The organism is Nocardia cyriacigeorgica NBRC 100375 (genome assembly GCF_000308555.1).
GTDB classification, from domain to species: Bacteria; Actinomycetota; Actinomycetes; order Mycobacteriales; family Mycobacteriaceae; genus Nocardia; species Nocardia cyriacigeorgica.
Genome location: NZ_BAFY01000160.1, coordinates 1 through 14,209 on the forward strand (window position 1 = coordinate 1; position 14,209 = coordinate 14,209).

Annotated in this window: 12 protein-coding genes and 1 pseudogene; 3 read left to right on the top strand and 10 right to left on the bottom strand. The window is 68.9% G+C overall.

Annotated features, from left to right (window positions below):
- Positions 1 to 547, top strand: a pseudogene (locus tag RJ05_RS15180) (2-oxoacid:ferredoxin oxidoreductase subunit beta); the annotation flags it as partial.
- A gap of 8 nt (positions 548 to 555) precedes the next feature.
- On the opposite strand, the gene RJ05_RS15185 reads toward RJ05_RS15180, so the two are convergent.
- The 3 genes from RJ05_RS15185 to hisS all read right to left on the bottom strand — a co-directional run bounded on the left by RJ05_RS15185 (position 556) and on the right by hisS (position 3,627).
- Positions 556 to 1,560 (bottom strand): malate dehydrogenase, encoded by a 1,005-nt coding sequence (locus RJ05_RS15185; RefSeq protein WP_036537874.1) that lies wholly within the window; start codon positions 1,558 to 1,560, stop codon positions 556 to 558.
- A 93-nt stretch (positions 1,561 to 1,653) separates the two neighbouring features.
- A complete protein-coding gene (locus RJ05_RS15190; protein WP_036537875.1) occupies positions 1,654 to 2,304 on the bottom strand; it encodes a hypothetical protein in 651 nt (216 codons plus the stop codon).
- Between the two features lie 45 nt (positions 2,305 to 2,349).
- Positions 2,350 to 3,627 carry a histidine--tRNA ligase gene (gene hisS / locus RJ05_RS15195; protein WP_036537876.1) on the bottom strand — a complete coding sequence of 426 codons (1,278 nt, stop codon included), beginning with the start codon at positions 3,625 to 3,627 and terminating at the stop codon, positions 2,350 to 2,352.
- A 184-nt stretch (positions 3,628 to 3,811) separates the two neighbouring features.
- Here hisS and RJ05_RS15200 point away from each other — a divergent pair, with 184 nt between their 5' ends.
- Positions 3,812 to 4,690: a peptidylprolyl isomerase gene (locus tag RJ05_RS15200; protein ID WP_036537877.1), complete on the top strand. Its 879-nt coding sequence runs from the start codon at positions 3,812 to 3,814 to the stop codon at positions 4,688 to 4,690.
- Positions 4,691 to 5,093: 403 nt separating this feature from the next.
- Positions 5,094 to 5,717 carry a hypothetical protein gene (locus RJ05_RS15205; protein WP_036537878.1) on the top strand — a complete coding sequence of 208 codons (624 nt, stop codon included), beginning with the start codon at positions 5,094 to 5,096 and terminating at the stop codon, positions 5,715 to 5,717.
- Positions 5,718 to 5,776: 59 nt separating this feature from the next.
- On the opposite strand, the gene RJ05_RS15210 is transcribed toward RJ05_RS15205, so the two are convergent.
- The 7 genes from RJ05_RS15210 to RJ05_RS31415 form a co-directional block, all read right to left on the bottom strand.
- Positions 5,777 to 6,163, bottom strand: coding sequence for a DUF4913 domain-containing protein (locus RJ05_RS15210; RefSeq protein ID WP_036537879.1), 387 nt, complete (start codon positions 6,161 to 6,163; stop codon positions 5,777 to 5,779).
- On the bottom strand, positions 6,150 to 7,994 hold the full coding sequence (locus RJ05_RS15215) for a type IV secretory system conjugative DNA transfer family protein (RefSeq protein ID WP_036537880.1): 1,845 nt from the start codon (positions 7,992 to 7,994) through the stop codon (positions 6,150 to 6,152). Before RJ05_RS15215 ends, RJ05_RS15210 begins: the two co-directional genes overlap by 14 nt.
- A gap of 36 nt (positions 7,995 to 8,030) precedes the next feature.
- On the bottom strand, positions 8,031 to 8,642 hold the full coding sequence (locus RJ05_RS15220) for a hypothetical protein (RefSeq protein WP_234012186.1): 612 nt from the start codon (positions 8,640 to 8,642) through the stop codon (positions 8,031 to 8,033).
- On the bottom strand, positions 8,639 to 10,321 hold the full coding sequence (locus RJ05_RS15225; RefSeq protein ID WP_036537883.1) for a M23 family metallopeptidase: 1,683 nt from the start codon (positions 10,319 to 10,321) through the stop codon (positions 8,639 to 8,641). The genes RJ05_RS15220 and RJ05_RS15225 overlap by 4 nt, the downstream gene beginning before the upstream one ends.
- Positions 10,322 to 10,337: 16 nt before the next feature.
- A complete protein-coding gene (locus tag RJ05_RS15230) occupies positions 10,338 to 10,646 on the bottom strand; it encodes a transposase (RefSeq protein ID WP_014351781.1) in 309 nt (102 codons plus the stop codon).
- Entirely contained in the window at positions 10,643 to 12,754 is a 2,112-nt protein-coding gene (locus tag RJ05_RS15235; protein ID WP_036537885.1) for a putative type IV secretion/conjugal transfer ATPase, read from the bottom strand. Before RJ05_RS15235 ends, RJ05_RS15230 begins: the two co-directional genes overlap by 4 nt.
- Positions 12,755 to 12,761: 7 nt before the next feature.
- Positions 12,762 to 14,209, bottom strand: a 1,448-nt coding sequence (locus RJ05_RS31415; RefSeq protein WP_036537886.1) for an SCO6880 family protein, incomplete at its 5' end; no start/stop codon positions are given.

A 14,209-nucleotide genomic window follows, 5' to 3' on the forward strand; every position in this document is an offset into this window, starting at 1 on the left:
GGACCATCCGTTCAACACGCTGTCGGTGGCGCTCGGCGCCGAAGCCACCTTCGCCGCGCGGGCGCTGGATTCCGATCGCGCCGGGCTCACCGAGGTGCTGCGCGCGGCGACAGCGCACCGGGGCGCCTCGTTCGTGGAGATCTTGCAGGATTGCCCGATCTTCAACGATGGATCCTTCGATGTGCTGCGTCGGGGCGACAGCGAGTCCCGGCTGATCCCGCTGCGGCACGGGCAGCCCATCGTCTTCGGCGCCGACGGTGAATTCGCTGTCGTGCGTGCGGATTTCGGTCTCGCGGTGGCACGGACCGCCGAGGTCGCCGAGGGCGAGATCATCGTGCACGATGCGCACACCGACGCGCCCGAATACGCCTATGCCCTGTCACGGCTGTCGGATCAGGGTCTGGAGCACGTCGTCACCGGCGTTTTCCGCGACGTCACCCGGCCCACCTACGACGATGCCGTGCGCGCCCAGACCGCGGCGGCCAAGCGGGGCCGGCGCGCCGACCTGCAAGAACTGCTGACCGGGACCGAAACCTGGACGGTCTGAGCGGCGGCTCAGGCCGGTTTGGCGAATCCCAGATCGATCACCGCGTTGCGTTCGGCGGCGAGTTCGGCGACCGAGGCGTCGATCCGCGCGCGGGAGAACTCGTCGATCCACAGATCCGGCACGATGGTGTAGCCACCGTGGGCGCAGGTCACCGGGAACGAGCTGATCAGGCCCTCGGGCACACCGTAGGAGCCGTCGGAGGGCACCGCCATCGATACCCAGTCGCCCGTGCTGCCGAGCACCCAATCGTGGATGTGGTCGATCGCGGCGCTGGCGGCACTGGCGGCCGAGGAGGCACCGCGGGCCTGGATGATCGCGGTGCCGCGCTGCTGCACGGTGGGCAGGAAGTCATCGCGCACCCAGTCGCGGTCCACCACCTCGAGCGCCGGACGGCCGGCGACGGTGGCATGGGTGAGGTCCGGGTATTGGGTCGCCGAGTGGTTGCCCCAGATCGCCACCCGCTCGATCGCCGCGGCCGCGGCCCCGGTTTTCTTGGCCAGCTGGGCGATGGCCCGGTTGTGATCGAGGCGGGTCATCGCGGTGAACCGCTCGGCGGGCACATCGGGGGCGTTGGACATGGCGATGTAGGCGTTGGTGTTGGCCGGGTTGCCCACCACGAGCACCTTGACGTCGTCGGCGGCACTGGCATTGATCGCGGCGCCCTGATCGGTGAAGATCGGCCCGTTGGCGGCCAGCAGGTCCGAGCGTTCCATGCCCGCGGTGCGCGGGCGAGCGCCGACCAGCAGCGCGATATTCGCGCCGTCGAATCCCTCCCAGGGATCGTCGCTGATGTCGACCGATTCCAGCAGCGGGAAGGCGCCGTCCTCGAGTTCCATCGCGACACCTTCCAGCGAGGCCACCGCGGCCGGAATCTCGAGCAGGCGCAGCCGGATCGGGGTGTCGGGGCCGAGCATGGCGCCGGAGGCGATCCGGAAGAGCAATCCGTAGGCGATCTGGCCGGCCCCGCCGGTCACGGCGACGGTCACGGGCGCGGGTCGGGCGGCAGCACTCACAGCGACTCCTCAGCGGTCGGCCGGATGATCTGGCGTTTTCCACCCTAGCCAGCCGCACAGCCGGAATCGGCCGACCGTGAGGTAACAGACACCTCAGCTCAGTTCGGCCACTTCGCTATCGGTCAGCACCACCGGCGAGACGTAGTCCTTGGCGCGGGCGAGGGCGACGGCGCGATAGAGCGGGCGCTCCCCCAGCCCGGCATCGCGGGCCTCGGCCCGCAACTGGTGCACCAGCATGCCCGAGACCGCCACCGCCGTCGCCAGATGGCTGCTGGCCAGCGCGTCGGCCAGTTTGCGCAGGCCGAGCAGGTGCAGTTCGCGGCCGCTGCCCGCGTCGGTGTACATCGCCAGCGGGATGATCTGGGTGTCGGGCCCGGCCGTCACCCGCAGCACGATCCGGCTCAGCCGGCCCGGATACACCAGGATCTCCACCCCGGTCGCCTCGGCGAGCGGGATCCGGCGCTCACCGAAGAGCGTACGGGCGTGGATGGTGTTCCCACGCAACCACATTCGCCGACGCCGCAGCGCCAGCGCGTAACCGACCGTCGGCGCGCCGACCACCAGGCCGATGAGGACCGCGATCGGCCAGCTCACCCATACCGCCGCCAACAGCGCGGCGCCGATACCGACGCCGATGGCGGCCAGGGCCAGGCGCCGCAGCATCGGCGCGTATACCTCGGGAGCGACCAGGTCGAGCCCGATCGGCGGATCGGACTGGCCCGGTGCGGGAGTTGGTTCGGTCACGGTCGAGCAGTCGTCCTCACGGCGGGATATGTCCCGGGCACCGTACTACTCCGCGCGATGCAGTGCGGCGGTAACCGCGCCAACCACCTCGCCGAGCGGGATCTGGCGCTGGTCACCGGTGGCCATGTCCTTGAGCCCGATGGTGTGCTCGGCCAGATCGCGATCGCCGAGCACCAGGGTGAATTTCGCCCCGGAGCGGTCGGCCGCCTTCATCGCGCCCTTCACCCCGCGTCCGCCGTAGGCCAGATCGACCCGCACCCCGGCGGCGCGCAGCTGCGCGGCCAGCACCACCATCCGCTGGGTCGCTGCCTCGCCCAGCGGGACGCCGAAGACCTCGCAGCGTGCCGGATCGCCCGCCGACTTGCCCTCGGCGGCCAGCGCGAGCACCGTGCGGTCGACGCCGAGGCCGAACCCGATCCCCGACAGCGCCTGCCCACCCAGCTCGGCCATCAGGCCGTCGTAGCGGCCACCGCCGCCGATCCCGGACTGTGCGCCGAGCCCGTCGTGGACGAACTCGAAGGTGGTCTTGGTGTAGTAGTCCAGCCCGCGCACCATTCGCGGGTTGACCACATACGGCACACCGAGCGCGTCGAGGTGGCCGAGCACCTGCTCGAAATGCGTTTTCGCCGATTCCGACAGGTGATCGATCATCAGCGGCGCGTTGGCCGTCATCTCGCGCACCTGCGGACGTTTGTCGTCGAGCACGCGCAGCGGGTTGATCTGGGCGCGGCGGCGGGTCTCCTCGTCCAGCGGCAGCGCGAGCAGGAACTCCTGCAGCAGCTCGCGGTACTGCGGACGGCAGGTCTCATCGCCGAGGGAGGTGATCTCGAGGCGGAAACCGTCCAGGCCCAGGCCACGGAAACCGGCGTCGGCCACGGCGATGACCTCGGCGTCCAGCGCCGGGTCGTCGATGCCGATGGCCTCGATGCCCACCTGCTGGAGCTGTCGGTAGCGGCCGGCCTGCGGGCGCTCGTAGCGGAAGAACGGACCGGAATAGCACAGTTTGACCGGCAGCTGCCCACGGTCGAGGCCGTGCTCGATGACCGCGCGCATCACCCCCGCGGTGCCCTCGGGCCGCAGCGTGACGCTGCGGTCACTGCGGTCGGAGAAGGTGAACATCTCCTTGCTCACCACATCGGTGGACTCGCCGACACCGCGGGCGAACAACTCGGTGTCCTCGAAGACCGGCAGCTCGATATGCCCGTACCCGGCGAGTCGGGCGGCGCGGATCAGGCCGTCGCGCACCGCGACGAACTCGGCCGAGCCGGGGGGCACGTAGTCCGGTACCCCCTTTGGGGCGGAGAAGCTGCTGGTCTTGGTCACGATGGTCCAGTTTCCCTCACTACCGGGTCTCGAGTCCAACCGGTTTGTCCGCGCGGGTCGCGGCGGGTGCCGGGCGGTCTCAGGTAGAGATGGCACACTCTTAGCCGAACATGACACTTTCGTAGTGAGAAAACAGCGCACGGCCGGTCCCCGGATCCGGCCGCCGCACGGGAGGAACGTGGTAGTGCCGAGCAACGAACAGCGCCGAGCGGCAGCGAAACGCAAGCTGGAGCGCCAGCTGGCCAACCGGGCCGCGCGGGCGCGCAAGCGCAAGCAACTCACCATCGCCATGTCGGCCCTCGGCGTCGTCGTCGCGGTCGCGGCGGTGACCGGCGTGTACTTCCTGACCCGCGGTGAGGACAACGACAACACCGCGGCCGAGACCCCGGACGCCTCGCTGTCGAGCACTCCGATCGCCGCGCCTCCGCCGCCGGCCCAGGCCAAGCCCGCCACCGTCAGCTGTGCATATCCCGACAGCCCCAAGCCCGCCGACAAGCCTGCGCAGAAGCCGCGCACCGAGGGCATCCAGACCACCGGCGACAACGCGACGCTGAGCATCAGCATGGAGACCAGCCAGGGCCCGATCGGGCTGACCCTGAACAACGCCGAATCGCCGTGCACGGTGAACAGTTTCGCCAGCCTGGCCGGCCAGGGCTTCTTCGACGGCACCAGCTGCCACCGCCTCACCCAGGGCCCCGGCCTCGAGGTGCTGCAGTGCGGCGATCCCACGGGCACCGGCATGGGCGGACCGGGCTACCAGTTCGACAACGAGTACCCCACCGATCAGTTCGCCCCCGATGACCCGGCTCTGCAGGAGCCCATCGCCTACAAGCGCGGCGTGATCGCCATGGCCAATGCCGGCCCCGGCACCAACGGCAGCCAGTTCTTCCTGGTCTACGGCGATTCCCAGCTGCCGCCGAACTACACCATCTTCGGCACCGTCGACGAGACGGGCCTGGCCACTCTGGACAAGATCGCCCAGGCAGGCCAGGACGAGTCCAACGGCCCCGGTGACGGCAAGCCGAACCAGCCGGTGACGGTGAATTCGGTCCGCATCGACTGAGGCGCCCTCCTCGAGATCGGGCCCGGAACCGCACTGCGGCCGGGCCCGATCTGTACGCGGAGAACCCGCTCCAGCGCCGTCATCATCCGGTCGCGCCGACCTCGCGCCGAAGATCATCCGGCGAGTTCGGTTCCGTGCCGGAAATGTGCGATATATGCTGATGAGCGGTCCGCTGGTACGACTGGGCCAGATGTTCTCGGGTAATCTCGTAATACGGAGTGCGCGTAGTGAAGTCGGCTACGCGGCTGCTGGTGTTCGCCCATGGCGGGCCAGGGATCGCCGGGCGGCCACCTTTCGCATGGCGGTTGTATCGATGACGTAAGAAGTCGATGACATATGAAGCGGCGTTCATGACGAAGCACCACAATCATCCATAGGGATCACCGCAGCATCGGGAGCAGCCATGTCCGAGGAACTGGACGATATCGGCCGGGAAACCGCGGCCATGATGAAGACCATGTTGCAGATCGCGACCCTGGTCGCGCTGAAAACCCGGGAACGTGGTCAGAAGGAAGCCGAGGCCAGAGCCAAGCTCACCGAGGCCAAGATCAAGGAAGCGCGCGAAGCGCAGATCCGTGAGGCCCGCGAATCCAAGTCCAAGGATCCGCGCAATATCGAACTGGCCCAGATGGTTTCCCGGCCCCTGCCCGAGAAGACGCTCGGTCAGGAGAAGGTGATGGGGATGGCGCAGCAGACCACCGCGACGGTCGAGCGCGAGAGCATGCCCTACCGCGGTGTATCGCTGCACAAGGACCGGCCAACGCTTCCCGCAGCCACCGGCGGGTCCGTCGCCGCGGCGGCGGCCAAAGCCGCCATCCGGTACGACTCGCCGGAACGTCGCGCCGCGTTGGCCGCACATCTGGCCAAGATCGGAATCGCACCCGAAATCGCCGCTGTGCGCATGTTCATGGAGATCGGCCAGGCCAAGCCGCCCATCGAAGCCATCCGCACGCGCCCCGAACCCGGTCTGGAAATCCTCACCGGCAGGGACCAGGACCGCACCCGCGGACTCGAACGCACCCGCTGACGCACGGTTTCACTCGGCGCCCGTCGAATTCGGCGGGCGCCGTGTCGTGTTCGGACAGCTCAGGTGGTGCGGCTGTATTCGTCGGGGTTGCTGAACAAGCCCTCCGGATAGGTGGCGACCGGGAGCCTGGTGAGCATCTCCTTGTGCCCGTGGCGCACACTGCAGTACTTGAACGGGCCCTTCGGGTCGAACAGGACCGCCATGTGCTTGTCGGCATGGTTGAGCAACCAGATGCTCATTCCGGTGGTCGGATCCTGGCGGAAGAATTCGAAGGCCCGCCACACCGCCTCCAGCCGCGCCACCGCTTCCTTGTGCCGCCACCATTCCGGGCACCACACGGTGTCGTTGATGTCGGTGACCTGCCGCTGATACAGCCCGGTCAGGTAGTTGTGCACGAACTCCCCGACATCGTGGTATTCGGTTTCCGGCTGCTCATTGCTGGTCAAGTGGACGAACCTCCTCGATCTGGCCGGAGCCGGCAGCCGGTTCCGGCGACGGTACTGCCTTGGTCAGCGTCGGCGCCGGGATCAGATCGGTGATCACGGTCTTGCGCTGCGGATCGTGCTGCTCGATCGACTGCTGCACCGCTGCCGCGTAATCGCCTTCCCACCAGGGGACGGTCCGCACCAGCACCGGCGGCGCACCGGAGGGGAAGACGATGACCCGCCCGCGCGGCAGGGTCGCCAGCGCCTGCACGGTGAAGGTCTTCGACGAACCCAGCGACCGCGAATAGCTCTTGCTGCCCTTGGATTCCGACACCGACGCCGAGATCGACGAATGCTCACCGATCGCCTCGGAACGCTCACGCAGGAAGTTCGTGTCGTCGACACCGCTGCCGAGCACCTTGATATTGGCCGCCGACCACAGGGCGTTCATGCCTGCCTCGCCCCAGCAGCGCACGCCCTGCGCCCACGATTGCAGCACCGTCATCACCACGATGCCACGCGAACCGAAATGGCTGTACTGCTTGGGCAGATCCTTCCAGCGCACCACGTTGGCCGCCTCGTCGAGCACCGCGAGCAACGGAATCGGCAAGCGCCCGCCCGCCGACCGCGCTGCCTTGCGCATGGCGATGTCGATGACCGCTTCGGTGAGCGCACTGACCAGCGGTGACGCCGACCCGCGGCCCTCGAGCGAGAGACTGTAGAGCGTGCCGTTGCGCTCGATGAAATCCAATTCGTCGAACTGCTGCCGGTTTCCGCCGGGGGTGACCCACGGGTGCACATTGGTGAGCTTGAGGCAGCGCACCATCTTCTTGGCGGTACCGAATATGCCGCTGCGCGTGCGGTCGTCGGTGTTGTACTGCGAGGCCAGGCCGGACGCGGTGAAATCGTGTCCGGTATCGCGCAACAGCTGAATCGGTTCGCCATTACCAGGGTTGGTGACCCACTCCCACACCTGGGTGATCGGCTTGCCGCCGACCGCCGCGGCGAGAAACAGCCCGGCCAGCAGATCCTCGGCCTCCGGGTCGAAGAACGCGTCGGTCTTGGCGTCGGAACCGTCGTCGCCGTCGGCGAAATGGCCGGCCAGCCGGGCGGCGCGCATTTCACAACCTTCGTGGCGGGCATCGACCCAGCCCAGCGGATCCCAGTACCAGCTGGCCTCCTCACCCGCGACGCCCTGCGGGTCGAAGACGAAGGTGGGCGATCCCTTCGCCGCCCGGACGTCGCGGGTCGCGTCGACCACGTCACGCTTGTTCGAGGTGGCCAGCACCGGACCGATGGCGGTGAGGATCGCCGGGATGACGCGGGAGGTCGACTTGCCCTGACGCGGTCCCCAGATATCGAGGTGCAGATCCTCATACGAGCCGTACAGCATCACACCGTCGGCGACGCCGATACCGATCGGCACACCGGGGGCGTCGTCGTAGCCGAGGCGCACACCGAGTTGCTTGGCTTTCTCGCGCACGCCGGCCTCGGTGAGCGAGGCGATGGCGCTGCCGTTGCCCATCACATCGGCCTTGTCATCGACGCCGAGCCTGCCCTTGTTGCGCCGCGCCTTCAGCCGGCGCCGGATGACCACCACGGCGATACCCGTGGCGATGACCAGCAGCAGGATGACCGTCGCCCCGCGCGGCCAGTGCAATTTGCCGCGGATCAGTCCGGCCACGATCTCGATCGGGTTCACCGGGATGTCCTGGCGGGTGACGGCGAGCATATTGCCCAGGTGCAGGGCCAGCCACAAAGTGGCGAGGACCGCACCCACCACGTAGATCAGGATGAGGGTGCCGTCGGGTCCGACAACTGCCGGATCCTTCACCGGTTTCTTCTTCGCCATACCTGCCTCCTGAGTGATCCCGTGTGGAAAGCGCTGTCACCGATAGCCGTCGAGCCGCCAGCCGTCCGGGGTGCGGACCACGGTGGCGATGACGGTGGCGGGCGGTAGCGGCTCCTCGCGTCCGTCGGGGTAGACGACGGTCTGTTCGATGCCGATCTTGAATTGCTGCACGTTCGGATCCGCGCCGGTCGGTGCCTTCTCGCCGGACGCGAAGGTGAAGGCCTCGATTCTGGCGCCCGCGTCCGCCCATTCCGCCCACCGCAGCGACGGTTTGGGGGTTTCGCGGTCAGCAGCCGCGCCCTCGACGACACGAATCAGACTGGGGCCGAGCCATTTCCGGGCCCGCACCAGCGACGCGCCCTGATCCTCGTCGACCGGTTTCCAGGTATAGATCTCGCGTAGGGCCGTCACCGCCACCCCCTCGGGCGTGACAGGGTCCGGTGCCGGAACAGCTTCGAGCTGACGGGTGGTCGAGGTGGCGCCTCCGCTGCCCGGACCTGCCTGACCGTCGTCGTCGCGACCGCAGGCCGCGCTCATCATCGCGATGCCCGTCACCAGCACCACCACCAGTTTCGCCTGCGCCGTTACCCTGCTCTTCCAGGCTAACCGGGCCCACCGCCGGTTCGGCGCTGCCGCACGCGTGTTCACAGCACTCTCCTCGCTCGTGCGTCGCCGGGCACCGGTGCCTCGGCCACCCCACCGGCCGAACCTGCGGTCGCGCCCGGCGCGGAGCGGATCATCTGGCCGTCACCGGCGTAGATGCCGACCTGCGCCGGGCCGCGCGGTCCGAAATCGCTGAAGACCAGGTCGCCCGGCTCGATCGCGCTCACCGGCACCTCCACGCCGGCTTCCCACTGCTGTTCGGCGGTGCGCGGCAAAGTGATCGCGCCCGAGGACGCCGCGAAGACCGCCGCCGCGGTCAGGCCGGGACCGTCCAGGCCGCCGCCGGTCGGCCCCTGCGGGCCACCGCCGCCCCACACGTACGGGGTGCCGAGCCACTCGTGGGCGGCCTGCACGACCTGACTGCCCTCGGTCCCCTCCCCCGGCACGAATCGTCCGAGCGATCCCGGCGCACGGTACTGCGGCTCCATGGCCAGGATGTTCGCGACGTAGGGGTGGGTCTCGGAGTAATGCGCGGCAACCTGATTCGGCATGCCGCCGGAGGCGAGCACGGCGCCTTCACCGGCGTTGTAGGCGGCCAGCGTCAAGGAGATCAGGTCGCCCTGCACCCGGCCCTGCGACATCCAGCCGGAGATCTTGTGCGCGATGGCGCACATATAGCGGCCCTGGCCGACGATGGCGTCACCGTCGTCCCACACGCTCGCGACACCATTGCCGTCGGCGTCGATCACGTACGGTTGGCCGTCGTCGGGATTGATGCTCGCCGCCGTCCCCGGCAGGAACTGCGCCAATCCCTGTGCGCCGGCGGGCGAGGTGGCACCGCGCCGGAATCCGGATTCCTGCCTGCCCTGAGCGGCCAGCAGCGACGGCGTGATCTCCGGGCAGATCGAACCGGCGCGCCGATACCAGATCTCGAGTTCGGGCGGAACCTTGCCGTCGGCCAGCGCGCCGCCGGCGCTGCCGAATCCGCGTACACAGCGTGGATCGTCGGAAAACGCGCGTGCACCACCGACATCGGGAGTCGGTGCGCCCTCGAGCCACGGCATCGGGTCGATCTGGCGTCCACCGGTGAACCGCCCGCCCGGGACCACTTCGAAATGCAGGTGCGGGCCGCTGGATTCGCCGGCCGAGCCGACATAGCCGATGTGCTGACCGGCGCGAACGGTCTCGCCCACCCGCACCAGGACGCCGGTGTCCCACATGTGTCCGTACACCGCCGAATACGCGCGGCCGTTGGTGTCGACCGAGTCGACGACGATCCAGTTACCGAATCCGGAGGCCGGGCCGGCCGCCACCACCCGGCCGTCGCCGACCGAGAAGATGGGCGTGCCGTCGGCGGCCGCCATATCCACACCCTTGTGCCCGCCGCCGCGGGAGCCGAAGACATCGGAAATGCTGTAGGTCCCGGTGGCCAACGGCAACGTCCGCCGCAGCGAACCGACACCGGCGGCCAGCGACGGCGTCGCGGTGACGGCCGGATTCGCCTGCGCCGCAGGGGTGCCCGCGCCCGATGTCGATGACGCACCGGCCGCCCGTGGATCGCCGGGCGCGTAACCGCCCAGCGGCGGCAACATCGTCTGGGTGGGACCGAGCACCTCCCCGCCCTCGCACGGGTCGTCCACCGACGGCAGCACGATCACCACCACCAGCATCATCAGGCCGAGCGCGGCTCCGACGACGAGCGCCAGCACCGAGCGCACGTTCATGACACCCTCGCAGGGCTCACGTGCGGCGCCGGGCTTCGTTGAGGGTGTCGGCCAGCGCCCGGTTCATCTCGGCCGCGGCCGCCAACTGCTGCTGCAACAGCGCGACCTTGCGGCGCAGGGCGACGGCGTCCATCCGCTCCAGGCTCGGTCCTTCCGCGGCCCGCACCCAGTTGCGCACCGAATTGGTGTGCACGCCGATCTGTTCGGCGACCACCCGGCACGCCTCCGACTCGCTGCGCAGTTTGCCGGTGAGCGCGATGACCTGCTCGACAGCGGCATCGCGCACCTCCGGCGACACTTTGCGATATGACCGGTGCGGCATCATGCTGCGCTCCCACCCGCCGAATCCGGACCACCCGGGTCGGGACCACCCGCAGGTCCCGGCACCCGATTGAACTCGTCGAAACGCTGGTTGGTGTCGTGGATTCCGCTTTCCTTCTCCGACATCGTGAACTCCATGTGGAACGGAATTCCCGGCCTGCGGTCCTCACCGATCTTCAGCAAGAACTTGCCGGTGCCCGGCGGGGACGGCCGCACCTGACCGGGTTTGAGCGCCTCACCGGTCAGGGCTTGCGGCGCCGACCATCCGGTGACCATCTCCTCTTCGGCCGCGGTGAACGGAATCGTGCTGTCGAGGCGTTTGATCTCCTCGGCGGGCAGCGCGCCGAAGATCTTGGCGCGGGCCCGTTCCAGGAAGCCGAGCGCCTTGGCGATGGCCGCTTCCGAGCCCAGCGACTGCAAATCCTTGATGGTGTGGCTGATCATGATCAGCGCGGTGGCGATGCCACGTTGCAGACGGGTCAGCTCGTCGACGCGGTCGACCATGAAGTCGCCGAGACCGAGCACCTGCCACAGCTCGTCCATCACCACCTGGAAGTAGCGCTGCGGCGCCATCCCGGCATCGGTGAGCGTGTGCGCGGCCTCCACCGCGGCGAAACCATCCGCCCAGCAGGCCAGCATGACCGCCGCCTTGAGCTTCTTGTCGCCCTGCGGAATATGTGAGACATCGATGCACACCGCCACCGAATCGGTGTCGATGGGCACCGAGGTCTGCCCGTTGAACACCGCACCGAAGGGGCCCTGGGTGAGCGCACGCAGCGACCGGCGCAGATTCTTGATCGCCACCTGGTATTCGGACTCGTTGTCCGCGCCCGCGTCGAGCATCAGTTCCTCGCCGCCGGCGACGATCACCTCCAGCAGGTTGTCCATGATCGGCGGCTTGTCCGGGGTGAATCCGCTGCCCGGCCGGTACAGGATGCGCAGGGCGGTGGAGATCAGTGTCTCCTCGAAATCGCGCACCCGCGCACCACGCACCAACTCGACCAGACCGGCAATCAGCGTCACCTGACGGGCCCGCAGATCCTGCAACACCTGCAACTGCAGAGCGGGAAGATGATCGAGCTGCGGCACCACCTGGCCGAGCACGCCCGCGGCCAGCGGGTTGAGTTTGCCGTGGCCGTAGCCGAGGTCGATCACCTGGCCGCCGACCATCTCCACCATCTTGCGATAGTCGGGCTTGACGTCGGCCAGGATCAACGGCGTGATGCCCTGCGCGATCCCGCCGAGCACGATCCGGCGCACCAGCGACGATTTGCCGAAACCGTTGAGCCCGAGCACGAACAGGCTGGGCGCGGTGATGAAACTGCCGCGCATGAACCAGTTCATCGGGTCGAAGCACACCGGCGCCCCGGTGTGCAGATGCGAGCCGAGCGGGGTACCGATCAGCGGCGCGCCCGCACCCACCGACCACGGCCACAGACCCGCGACCTGCGCGGTGGTGGCGCGATATTCGACGGGACGGCCGACCACATTCATCCGGCCGCCGCCCGGGCCCGCATAACCACGATCGGTGAGCTGGGCGGTCTGCCGGTCGAATCCGTCTTCGTAGACCTGCTCCGCGCGGGCGGCGTAGTTGCGGCGGCGAATGTCGTCGGTGCGAATGCGGAAGGTGGCCCATGCCGCGCGCAGCCCGGACTGCTCGCGGCTGATCATTTCCAGCCGGGCGCGGGTGTCGTCGTCGAGCAGCGGCGGCCCCGACTGTTGCCGCTTGTCCGCCTTGGCTTTCGCCCGCTGCGCGGCCCGATCCTGCTTCGGGCTGCGCATCGCGCGGTCGGCGGTCTTGTCGAACTTCACCGGCCGGGCGCGGGGGGTGTCGGTACCCGCGGGCCGGGTGCGGCGGCCGCGACCGGCCCGCGCGGCAGCGGCTTTGTCGGTGGGTACCTCGGTACGCGAGCGCTCACCGTCGGTGCGCGGAGCACCGGCGCGTGGACGTCCACCCGCGCGGGGACTCCGCCGTTCCCTGGCGGGTTCCTCCCGTTGGGTATCGCGCCGACGCTCGGGACGGGCCCATTCGTCGTGGTCGGACTCGGTCCGCCGGGGCCGGCGGACAGCCTCCTCACGCTCCCGTACGGGTGGCTCGTGCTCGCGTGCCATCAATCGCTCACCCCGCAAGTGCTTTCGGAATCGTCGCGTGTTCGGGCAGGATCACACCGCAGCCGAGTGAGGCCGCGAAGGCCGCCGCCTGGTAGCGGTAACAGCGCCGGATCTTCAACCGCGCCTGGGTGGACAAGTCGCGGGTGATCGCCTCGATCCGCGGCAGATCGCCGCGCAGGGGCTCGGTGATGGTCACCAGCGCCCCGAAGCGGGTCACGCCGTGTCCACGCGCCTGCTCCTCACGGGCCTGCTGGGTGGCGCCGACCCGCAGGGTCGCCGACGCGGAGACGACTCCGCGTTCGCTCTGCTGGGCCACCAGCGCGTTCTTGAAGTCGTCATCGACGATCTCGGCGGCGTCGGCGGCTGAATGCGGACGGTACACGATGGCGATACGCTTACGCGGCACTTCAGGATTCGGCGCGAGCAGCCGCTGCAGCACCCGTTCGTCGACCGCGCCTTCGGGGGCCGCGTCCATCTCCCAGGTGACCGAACGGCCGCCGTCGTGCACGAAGTGATCCCATTTCTCGTCGTGCGAGACCGGGCCGGCATCGGCCCAGTCCAGGCCGTGGCCTTCGGGTTCGCCCGCGGCGACCTCGAGGTCGGCCTGGGCTGCCGGGTCGTAGCTGCGGCGGATGAACGAGATCACCTCATCGGCCGACATCGGCTGCGCGCGCACCCCCGCCTCGGCCAGTGCGGCGCAGATGCCGGGCAGCCTGCGCCCGATCTCCACCGCTTCCTCGGCCGGGTTCTTGCGGCGCTCGGCGGTGGTGGCCTTGAACGTGATGGCCACCCGTGGCAGCAATTGCACGCGCTCCTGCGGCAATTCGGTGGCCAGTTCGTACATCACCTGCTGGGCCAGCTCGGGCGCTTCCGGCCGGGTGATCGTCGATACCTCGGTGAGCAGCCGGTTTCCGGTCTCGGGCACGGTATCGATCACCGGGACGACGGCGACGATATCGCTGGTCTGGCCCACCGAGGCGAGGAAGGTGCCCCAGGCCGAGACCCAGCGGTCGATCACCGGCTGGTCGACCGCCTCGTGACCCTGCGGCCAGGCCCGCAACACCACGGTGTACTGGGCGAACTGCGGCAGATGGATCATGCCGAAGCTGTAGCCGCCGGCGTCGATGCCCTCGTACAGCTTCGACGGTGCCAGCAGTCCGGGCAGCCGGGTCACCCCGCCGGGGATCCGGGAGAACCGGCCGCCGCGGTACACGTGCTCGCCGCGACTGCGCGAACGCATCCAGTTGAACATCATCAATCCCGTCTCGTAGCCGGAGCGGCCCCCCGTCCGCCACACCAGTGGAACCATGACCGCAACGCCGACGCCACCCACGATCAGCCCCCATTGGAAACCGCCGACCATCGCGGTGATCAGGGCGGTGATCACGACGACGAAACCGAGCACGGTCTCTTCCCAGCGCAGGCCGAAAAGACCGGCGCTGCGCGGTTTCTGCC

Coding starts and splice junctions, on each gene's coding strand:
- RJ05_RS15205 (WP_036537878.1), top strand. CDS start 5,094: ATGTCCGAGGAACTGGACGATATCGGCCGGGAAACCGCGGCCATGATG.
- RJ05_RS15215 (WP_036537880.1), bottom strand. CDS start 7,994: ATGGCGAAGAAGAAACCGGTGAAGGATCCGGCAGTTGTCGGACCCGAC.
- RJ05_RS15225 (WP_036537883.1), bottom strand. CDS start 10,321: ATGAACGTGCGCTCGGTGCTGGCGCTCGTCGTCGGAGCCGCGCTCGGC.
- RJ05_RS15230 (WP_014351781.1), bottom strand. CDS start 10,646: ATGATGCCGCACCGGTCATATCGCAAAGTGTCGCCGGAGGTGCGCGAT.
- RJ05_RS15235 (WP_036537885.1), bottom strand. CDS start 12,754: ATGGCACGCGAGCACGAGCCACCCGTACGGGAGCGTGAGGAGGCTGTC.